The organism is Photobacterium damselae subsp. damselae (assembly GCF_038086725.1).
Taxonomy (GTDB): domain Bacteria; phylum Pseudomonadota; class Gammaproteobacteria; order Enterobacterales; family Vibrionaceae; genus Photobacterium; species Photobacterium damselae.
The window spans coordinates 78,995-90,964 of the sequence record NZ_CP146971.1 but is presented as its reverse complement, the minus strand read 5'-3'; the positions used below and the strand labels follow the sequence as shown (position 1 = coordinate 90,964).

Annotated in this window: 1 protein-coding gene; it reads right to left on the bottom strand. The window is 41.3% G+C overall.

Features of this window, described 5'->3' with window-relative positions; all coding sequences use genetic code 11:
- Window positions 1–191 precede the first annotated feature (191 nt).
- Entirely contained in the window at window positions 192–11,888 is an 11,697-nt protein-coding gene (locus tag WAX86_RS15250) for a GEVED domain-containing protein (RefSeq protein ID WP_341489616.1), read from the bottom strand.
- Window positions 11,889–11,970 lie beyond the last annotated feature (82 nt).

Here is an 11,970-nt window from a genome sequence, read left to right as displayed (position 1 = left end):
TCTTTATGATTTTCTTGTCGCAAAAAAAAGACTACTTTGAAAGCAAAGCAATCTTTATTCCAACATGTTAACAAGGCCTTAATAGGCTGAATTCAAGATAAAATTACCGAGGCCTTCTCAATAAACGCAAAAAGCTACCACATATATCTTTGTGGTAGCTTTTTGTCATATCGCTAAAATGATTTTTAATATCAGTCAATCATGACTCGATAAATCACTGTACCTTGCTCTCCTGCCAATAAACTCCCCGTCATATCCCAACGCACTTCGCCTTCATAACCTACTGCATTGGTGCCATTTGCAGTCACAGGAATACAACTCAGTGAAGCAGGTACAGAGCCTGAGGTACAATCAATCGCTTGAGAAAGCTCGGTATAACTTGGTGTGCTATCAAAAATACTTACTTCGGTCAGATCACCACTGCCCACATTGGTAAAGGTAATGGTGTATTCCAACACATCACCTGGACGACCTTGGTTACTGACACCAACTGCCGTACCCTGTGTAATATTACGCACCGTTTTCTCTAATTTAAGTTCACCAGCACCATTAAAGGTTGCTCGAACCGTATCTTTATCAAGTACCAAACGAGTGACACCATGGCCTGTTGCAGCACTATCAGCAAATGTCATATCTGCAGCGATATCATAATGATACTGCGCATTTAATGGTGCATCTGCAGGAACAAATACCTTGCTAAGTAAGCACACGGCAGTGTTACCACTCACTGCAACTGGATTGACTATTTGAGCATCCGAACCATCAATTGAACCATTGCAGTCATTATCTAGATAGAGCACAGTATTCCAACCATCATTTGCAGGCGCAGCATCAGGATTAATGATAGAGAAATTCACACTACCCGCAGTCGCTGCTGTAAATTTATGAGGGAATAATATCGATTTACCCGGCTCAGCTTCACTGAAATTATCTGGCTCCATACGAGGCTCTTGCACTTTACCAAAATTCAAGCCAGAGATATCATCACCAGCACTGGCGTTAACACTCATTTGACTGTCGGTCACGCTGCTGCTAGTAACTTGCGTAATGCCCGTCACATCAGCTTCACTGATATCAATCCAATCTGCCTGTTTGATTACGTCTAACAGAAGATCTTTGCCAGAAAAATCTACCCCTATCACAAACTGGTAAGAGCCATCACCGGAGGTAAGGTCTGTAGCTATAACATCACCGGATGTAAAGCCTGTCACTCCAGTATCATTAAAGGTTACTGTTACAGTAAAGTTACCTAGACCTACCTCTGAGCCCTCTTGTAGCCCGTCATGAGCAGCAGTTGCGCCACCAACGCCATTATCTTCAAATACTACGCCACTGAGTACAATTCGATTCAGCAGTTCAAACCAATGATCTTCCACTTCACCATCACTTGCAGCACCATCAAAGGTATTACAGCTATTAGCACTAGAGCACAGACGCACTCGCATTACAGTATTGCCATTAAACCCTTCGGCACTGGCGGCATCTAATATGACCGAGATGCTGTTGTTGCCCGAAATAACCGCTTGATCGTTAATTAACTGCTCATTGCTATCGGCAAAATCACCATCATTGTTTAAATCAACCCAGATACTGACAAAACCATCACCGACAACTTGAATCGGTAGCGTGGTGTTGGTCTCAACAATAATTTGAGCTGGAATATTCAGATCTTCATCGTCTTGACCGTGGGTATCATCACCAGAAGCATCAGCACTTATCCATTGAGTAAACTCTGGATCCCAGCGAGAACCAAGAGCTAGATCTGCGATTCCATCTAACGCCGCATCCAAATAAGCGTGGCTTGCTTGGCCATAACTGGCGGCTGCATCGCCATAGTCAGTCGAATCGTAACACCCTGCTCCATCGTTACCCTGCAAACTACCTTCATCTGAAGCTGTAACGTATTCCACCTCTTGTGTCATTACATTGATTCGATACACCACCGCACGCTCATTAAGATCGATAGTTCCATCTTGGTTGGTATCATGATTACCGCCATTGGTTAAGGCGTAAAGACTCACCGCGTTATCCATCACTAACGCACCAGCTTGCAATTTACCATTAGTGTCTAACGTCGGCTCAGCACCAAAATACGTCAACGCTTGTGCTGTAACAGCACCCGTCGATAGATTCACGGTATAAAGATTATCACCGTTGAGATCAACCAAATAGCCCAATCCCGACTGACTACTGATGGCTAAATCTGCGCCCACTTCAATAGAACCACCACCATAAGATCCCCCCATGGTTGCAATATCTAAAGGTACGGTAGTGAAGGTTTGAGTATTGAGATCAATTTTAACTAGTGAGTCCCATGAAGTACGCCACACAATTAAATGGTTACCATCGGCAGTCACATCACCAGCTATAGGTGAACTTAAAACCGTTGACGTTGAGCTGTATCCGGTATGACGCAATGAATCTCCGGCTGCAAAATCAAAACTTTCTCCATCTTGCAGACGACGAATAGTGGTGGCAGATTCAGCGCGGATCTCCCCTAAATCGATGAAACTGGTCCCCGTTTTATCAGTCACAAACAGATGATGAATGCGATCGGCTTGTGACATATCGGTAAAAGTACCGTAAATCAACCCATTGATGCGGTTAAAGCCCAGTGCATTAATATTGGCGATATTACTTTGATTCGTAATGCTAATTGGGTTGACGATATCAGAGAAAGTAATCGGATCAACGGTTACATCTAATGAGTTATAGCTATAGTCTGTTGCCGCTATAGGTAAACGGGTTTGTACAATCAAATCACACTGATTATTACCGACAAGATCTGAGATAAGTACTCGATAATCTTCTACTTCGCCATCATTGGCCAACCCAATTGGGCTATTACACCCCACATCACTACACAGACGAACCCGCAAGTAGCTGTAACCTACGACAGCACCGGCTGGGATCGGGACACTGTAACTGTTATTACCAATAGCGGCAGAGGTATCTGCTACCACCTGCTCACCGGCATCATCCCAATCACCATCGAGGTTAAAATCTAACCAAGCATAGAGACGTTGTCCGGTACTTGTTCTGCCGCTGTCTTCAACCACATTGACTGTAATATCAAAGTTTTCCCCTTTGGTCGCAGACTGTACAAGTGTCACACCGTCTTCATCATCAAAATTGTTATTATCATCCGCAATGGCACCAATATCTTGCAAGTCGCCTAAATCGGCATCCCACAAATTACCTATACGTAAATCAATCAAGCCATTATCATCAGTATCGGCCTGAACGTGTTGAGCACCATCATTTTCATATGTGGTGGTGTAGTTATTAATACCAGTTCCAACAGTAGTATCAGGCGCATCACCGAGATCGGAACCTAAGACGTTCGGCGCTTTAGTAAAACACCCTTTTTGGAGGTTATAACCATCACCCGTACTACCTGTAAATCCGAATCGAACCATGTTATTACCAATATCATTACGAATATCACGAGTAAACTGACCAACCATGACTCCATCCATATAATAGGTAAACTGGTTAGTTGTAGGATCCCATTCAAATTGGGCGATATGATAACGCCCATCTTCTAACTCCCCTCCGGCAACAGAAGTGGCAGGAATCAAGGTATTGGCAACATCAGGCGTATACACATCACCGTTAAGATAAACTGCCGTATGATCTATATATTGCCCACCAACAGCATCATCAGTTGCACCAATATAAGTGTTATCAAAGGTATCGAATTCGAATACAACCGATGGTGCGACAGGTGTTGCGCCAAAAATATCACCAACACCAAGTCCTCCACCAAAGGCTCCAAAAGCATTGAGATCTCTTGGATCAGAAGACAGTACAAATGTCATTCCATCCGCACCACTTTCAATACCGTTTGGACATCCTGTATTACAGCTTCTATCTCCTAGATATACTGCAAGTTCTGCATACATAGGTCGATTGAGATCGATATAACCGTAACTCCATAAATAACCTTGTTGATTGGTTGTATTTGGCGTCACAATATATTCACCATTTGCTGCTAAGTACGCATCACCACCTTCAAAAACAACAGGAGCATCACAAACATTGGGTTGAATAATATTGGATATCACAGGAGTTACTGTGTCGGTATCATCTTCACCATTACCAAAGCCATTGTTTGGCGTAGAGTCAATATCACTGATACCCGTTTCTATAATTTCCGCATTAATCGCAGGAGCAGAAAGATCTTGTGGTGCTAAACGGATCACCGCATAATCATTAAACCCAAGTCCTATCGCCCCCAAATCCAGCTCTCCCGTGACAGGATCATAAGTCGTAATTTCAGTTACACCATCACCAGCGTACGCCTTAACAAAGCTATACCCAGTTGGAATAGGTAACGTCACTTTGGTATCGTAAGCAATGGTTGCACCTTTATTTTCAACACTCACAATCACATTAAATGGAATACCCAGTGTTACATTAACCCCAGGATCCATTGCTAAAGAAAGTTCAAGATCTCCAATTGGTTTTAGCGATATAAGGTGATCTTCTACCTCACCGTCTGCCGCACTACCTGTTGGCGAATCACAGGTTTCTGTACTTGAACAAATACGTAAGCGAACAAAACTATCTGCCAATTGAACATCCACTGGCACAATAAAATCCAATTGCTCATTACCAGAAGCGGTCACCGTTACCGTTTGTCTTTCATCTGCGTCAAAAGTACCGCTAGCATCAAAGTCAATCCAACCATAAAGATTATCATTACCTGAAGACGTTACTGGTACTGTGAGTGATACGGTATCTCCTGAGACCAAAATTCCATTTATAGTTGGTTGAATAAAGCCATCTTCATCATCTGGAGTTAATCCATTCGTATCATCACCATCCGCTATATTTGTTGGCTGACCATCACTTTCATTATCAGGATCATTGACACCCAAATATGGCAAACCAACATCTGTTTGGTGACGAGGACCATCTTCTGTTAGCTCAGTAGCGTAACCATCAGCTGTAGGTGCATCGCCCCAATCTAATGGTACTGGTGCATAACGACAACGGGCACCATCATTACCAGCAGCAGAGGCATTGGTTTGCGAGAACAGTGTCGCGGTATAGCTGCCAGCAGGTTTTGAACCATTTAACACATCGATCCGATAAATACGACCAGGAGCCGGATTTTCAGAGATATAAAAATACCCTTGATCATCAAAATACATCGCGCCAAATGGTCCAGATGGAATACCAGCAAGCGCCCCTAAAGATGTTCTGGTACCTGTAGTAGGATCAAAACGGTACAAGGTATTACTGGCTGTCGAAACAGCATATATCTGACCATCGACTGGATTAAAAGCGATATCAGCATAATTCAAGCTTATCGTTGGCAGAATTCCAACTTGGGTTAAATAGGTTTCGCTGTTTGGATTGGTATCATAAAGGTAGAAATTACCGCTATTGTGTACATACAAAATACCATCATCGTCAATATCACCATTATTTGATGCACTTGGCATAGTTGAGTTCGAGATTGGTAACGAGTACACATTATAAGCACTGTCTAAAATCGTTAAGGTATTGGTTCCTTGCACTGCAGCTAATGTATTGGAATGCATCGAATAGCCCAATGTTGACCCTTGAGTCACTGAAGGGTCAAGTAACGTAACATCTCCAGTTGCTAGATTAACCGCGTTTAATTCACCAGATTGTGCTAAATATGCAGATGTCGAGCATGTATCAAATGAATTAACGACAAAGTCACCGAAATCAACGGTCACAGCAGCGCCAGAAGAGACATTAACTTCCACCACATTTGCTGAGCTTGACAGATAAGTTGCAGGGTCCGCTATTGTTGCATTGATATAAGTACCAGTCGCAGAATCTAGTGTGCCAGCTGTTGGGGGACAAGTTGGAGAGACCAAATTTGTTTCATTTGCGGCTTCATAGACTTTATAAGTACCAACTGACGGTAAATCAATAAGATATGCGCCTGTTGTAGGATCTGATGTCGTCACATAACAAGCAGTCGTTGCCGTATTATACGCAATGATTGGAACCGCAACTCCTAACCCCGTTTCTGTCCCATCACGTATACCATTAGTAATAGTGCCGCCACCACTACCATCATCATTAAAGACAAAACCAGAGATAAATGGATTAATCGTAATTGGATGGTCTTCTACTTCACCATTCGATACCGAATCATAAGCTCGATCATCACTGCCTAAATTATCTGCATCGGTTAATGTTTGATTAGTAATTCTCAAACGAATATAGCTATCACCTGCGACTCGCTGTAAACCAGTCCAACTAAGTGATGCCGTACCGTTTGCTGCCGCTGAGGTATCATTACAAGCACTTGAAGCATATTCAGAAACTTCAAAGTCACCGTTATTGTTCGCATCGACCCATGCATGAACTGTTGCACCTAGATCTCCACTACCGCTACTGAAATCATTACAAGATACATTAAAGCTAAGATCGCTGCCTGATAAACTTAATATCCCAGTTATAGCGTCTTCATCATCCGGTGTTGCACCTTCAGAGTCATCATCACTACCATTACCATTATCATCGACCCCATCAAAGAAGCCATCTGTATCAGTATCAGGAGCATTTGAACCTAAATAAATAACACCATCAATCGTATGGGCTGGTCCGCCTGTTGCGGCACGAGTTTCATAATTCCCCATCGAGGTTCCAGCCAAGGCATCTGGAGCATCACCGTAGTCACAGTTACCACTATCTGTTACAACAAAATTAGTCCCACCAAATACATAATTCTGACTAGCAGGATCATTAAAATGAGTTGTATGAGCAAAATAAATTCCATTATTAGGATTTAATGGCAGTACGCCTGTATGCACCGGAGATGTTTCAATCACAGTTCCATCGTCTTGCATCGTAATAAGCTGAATCGTAGTAGAATTATCACTTTGTACAAACATTTTCATGCGATAACGCTTATAAGATGTCGTCATCATCCCAGCAGTATTTGTCATAGGATTCACAACAACATTGGTGAAATTGATAGTTTGATTCGTGCCATTCCATGTAGCATGGCTGCCAACATATAAAGCATTATCTCCAATTAATACGCCATTCATATTTGAGTGATCGGTGAGCCAAAACATAGGATCAGAGTCCCCTCCGTCCGTATTTCGTAACCTAAACTCAATTTCAATACCTATAGGATAAGTGAAAGACTGGCCAGGCTCTAAGATCTCAAGTTCAAAACGTTTTAGTGGATTTCCCGCTGCATTTGCAGCACTCGAATATAACTCATCCCCTACAATACTGGTGCCTGAAAAACCATCAGCAGGATTAGCATTGTAGTTAGATAATGTTGTAATCTCAGCCCCTGTTTCAGTTTGTTGGGAAGTTGCACATAACAATTGAGGTAATGATGGTTCAATTTCAACAGTTAATATTTGATCTTCTACTTCTCCTGAACCACCATTACCAAGTGAACGAGGATCCTCATCACTTCCTGTGGCACTGTCTGTTAAGATTTGATCACTAATTCGAACGCGTAAATAATATTCATCCATTGAGGATAATGCAGGTAAGGTACTCCACAACATCGAGGTTCCAACATTGGAACTTCCAGTCGGAATAACGATTGGATCACCTGTACTTACACCTCCTTCAACAAACTCATCTTTATCAAACGTACCGCTATTGTCCCAATCCACCCATGCATATAAATAGGCATCAGAGCCTGATGAATTATTCACTAACTGGTTATAAGAAAAAGTCGTACTGGTTTCATAGAGTTGAGTGACACCTAGTGCGTCTTCATCATCAGTACCATCTAAATCGTCGCCATCTGCAGTGATTGATTGTGCTCCATCCAATTCACCATCAGGTGCAGTCGTACCGATAAAAATTGCCCCTGAAACTATGCTATGGTACGGACCGTTATTGGCAGCGATAGTTCGATAATCACCTCCCCCCACGCCAACACCAACATCCGGAGCATCACCATAATCAGCTAATACTGAAGTATCCCGCCAATCTACATCCCCTCCAGAACTCACATCCCCATCAAAATCAGGAAAGTTATCAACTTGGGTATTATCAAAGCTACCATTTACATCAGTAAAATCATCGCCATTGTCATAATTATTATCGAGACCATTTGTCCCTACCGTACCCGATAAGGTTAATCCCGCTTCGGCAGTATCATTTCCACCTTGATTATCAGAGTCGAGATCCAGATAGTCAGGATTATCTGTTGTATCCGTATTTACTGGAGATAAACCATTGGTAGCAAGATACGCAGTATTTAAACCATTATTTGCAGTATAAGTTGCTGCATCATCATTATTTGGCGATATATAACCGAGTGTTGTTTGCGCTTCAATATTATCAGGAATACCATCACCATCAGAATCTAAATCCAAATGATTAGGAATGCCATCATTATCAGGATCAATGAGAGATAATGGAGTACAATATGTTTGTCCAGATGCTCCGCCTAAATTAATGGTTAAACCTTGATTACCACCAGCATATTCATTGATATAAAGACGAAGTTTATCGCCTTCATTAAACTGAATATCAGTTACACCTGGAGATGGTACTGTCCATTGAGGTTCACAAAATAGTAATGTTTCTGTACCATCAGGTTCTACTTTAATCCCCATTTTACTATCATGTGTTGTACTTGATGGTAATAAGTCATATAGACCAGCTTCACCTGCACTAAAAGTATGTTCATGGCGTACTATCCAATGCGTTCCTGTTGGGTTTGAACCAACAACGTTACCACCATTACTATTCAATGTTGTTAGTAAGGTTGATGCACCTCCATTATACCAATCAACTCTTAACTCACCTGGGAATTCATCCATAGTACCAGATGCTATCTCGACTGCAGATGCTATACCTAATTGATCACCACAACTTGGTCCGCTTCCCCCTTGATAAACTTTAATTTCCCATGCTGATTCAAATACAGGAGTATTAGAACAGGTGTAGCCTTCATCAACATCTAAAATACCATCGTTATCATCATCAATATCAATCTCATCAATAACTCCATCATTATCAGTATCTAATGGCACAACAACAGGAGGAGTCTCTTCAATTACTGTAATAATATGATCCTCTACTTCACCGCTCCCCCCAGCACCAAACGAGCGAGGATCTTCTGTACTTCCACTGAATCCACCAAGGGCTAATTCAGTATCAGAAATACGAATACGAAGATAATGTTGATCTCCAATATTTAAACCACTTAAACCAGACCAAGTTAAAGCAGTCGTTGTTGTGCTATCAGCAATATCGATTTGTCCATCCGTACCAATTCCATTTGAAACAAATTCATCAACGTCAAAAGTACCGCTATCATCCCAGTCAATCCATGCGTACAAATAGGCCGTTGAACCTGTCGTGTTTGTAACATCAATAGTCTCAGAAAATGTTGTTGCGGTATCTTCTATAGTTAAATTCGATACACTATCTTCATCATTTGTTGCATCATTATTATCGCCATCAGCAGTTGTCACTCCCGTTCCGAGAGCATCTGATTCTCCATCGGTGGCATTTGTACCGATTAACAATGAAGTTGAGATCGTGTGAGATGGGCCATTATCAGCTAATAGCGTACGGTAGTTTCCCGTTCCAATGCCAGCGCCAGAATCAGGAGCATCACCATAATCTGCAACCGTAGTAGATGTTACCGCTTGAGTTGCGGAAAATTCTGAAGTTTGACCTGCGTAAAAAGCTCCTGCGCTATTACTGTCTGATAATGCGATGGCACCAATTTGAGCCCCAGCGGAAACCCCAGATACGGTTATTGTTCCACTAAAAGTGCCGTTGGTTTGATTAGTTAAGCGACCAAGATAAGTAGTACCTTCACCATAAGTTAAACCCGTAATCTCATTACCGATACTGGGCATAAAACTCCAACCACCAACTGGCTCTGCTGTTGTCGATGCAGTACTAGTATCTCCAGTGCCCGAGGTAATGACATAAAACTGTAATTCATAACTGTTCTCTTGAATTGCAGCCCCATTACACATTGTTCCTTCAACCGTTAATGTATTACCATCAATGGTTGCTGTTGTAATAATAGGAATACTTGGCCCAGTTACTGTTGGAGAACCATGATAGGTCGCTAAGTAACACCCAGAACCATCACTTTGATGAGAGTTTGTTTCGATACCATTATTTTCACCAATATCAATAGCAATACCACCATTGCCACCAAACTGGTTTTGACTGACTTTTATCGCTCGACTTGCACCAGCCGCATAATCAATACCATTAACTCCAGTAGCGCCATTAATAACTTTATTAAATTCAGCATTAATATGAGCACCATAGCCTAACGAAATACCTGATTTAGGGTACCATTCAGAATTACGAGAATTATCGTAGTTATTATCACTTTTTATATAAAAACCACGCGTGTTAGTTACCGTATTTTGTAAAATATCTAAGTAAGAGTTTCCGGCAGCATTATCGATACCAGCAAACCCTGCATTATCAATATAATTTCCTTGTACGGTTAATGCATTCATTCCTCGGTCAAAGACCATACCTGAGCCATCAACATTAATAATATAATTATCGGTAATAACAAACTTGGTTCGAGAATCTGTCGGTCCTGTTAAATACCAAATAATAATGGCTGTATCCCAAGTATTATTAAAATAGTTATTATCTATTTGTCCCGATGCATCATAATCTTGCTCTGCCCCCCAATTAATACCATTATTAATGATGACTCCGCGATAAATTTGGTTATTAGCATCAGCTCCTGTAGGCAAAACACCAATTACGTTATTGGTAAAATCAAAATTTTGAATACCATCTGGAGCAAAAAATGCGGGACCAGCTACTGTTCCATCACTGTCATCTGCATAAATAGCAATATCACGAATTGTGACATTATGAACATTTGATGCTAATTCAATACCAGCACATCCAGTCCATGTTGAACTTTCATCTGCAGGCTCTTGATAAAAACTTCGTTCACAATTATCAGCAATATGATTGATGGCAAAATCAGGCGCATCCACTCGACTGATTGAGCGACTATTCCAATCAGCACCAACCGTAGTAGCTGTCCCAAGAAGAGTTGAATCTAAATCACGCAGTAATGTGGCATCAGAAAAATCATGTGCAGTACCATCTATGGTGATATTGCCTTCTGTAATAGTAGGGAAGACAAGCATGACGAAATCGAAGTCTTGGTTTTCAACTTCCCACCATGATGCCCGATTAGGAGGGACTACGGGTACAAAACGCATTGTATTTGCACCACTATAAGCATTAGCGTTCAACAAAAATTGCTGATAAGAACCAACACCATCAAATTCTGTGTTTACTACAATATTAAAGCTAAAACCAAAACTCAAGTTGCCAAGATCATAGTCAAGATACAGTCCAGTAATATGTTCACGAGTACCTGCATCTGTTGTAACATCTGCCCCTGTTGCTGTTTTACCTCCATAACAAACATCAAAATTATGAGTGGTATTCGTGGTTAAAACACTGCCACCAGCACCATCAGCACAATACGATTGAACAGCAAAAGGAGTGGGAATTGTGCTTAGAGCCTCCATACCAATGGTTTGTTCTGCAACCAAGCCACCACTACCATTACTTGCCGTTGTCGGAGCATCAGAAGCAACCCAATACACAGCATTGGCTAATCCGGTAAAAGAATATTCACCATTGGCATCAGTAACATCGGTTGCAACAACGGTATCTCCACTATCGGGTAAATTATCACCATCATCAAGATAGATAGTTACAGTAACACCAGGTAAACCTCGTTGATCTCCCAAATTATCATTAAAAGTAAAATCACCATCAATTAAACCATCACCAGTAATGTCCTCAAATACAGTACCTGATACCGAGGCTGCTAATGCACTATTACTAATAAAAACAAGCAATAAAATGATAATATTTATTATCTTATTTATATTAAACATTGGCACCTCAAAATAAAAATAGAAACATCACTATTAATATTTTAATGTTCACCACAGATAAAATTATCCTATTTATGAGATT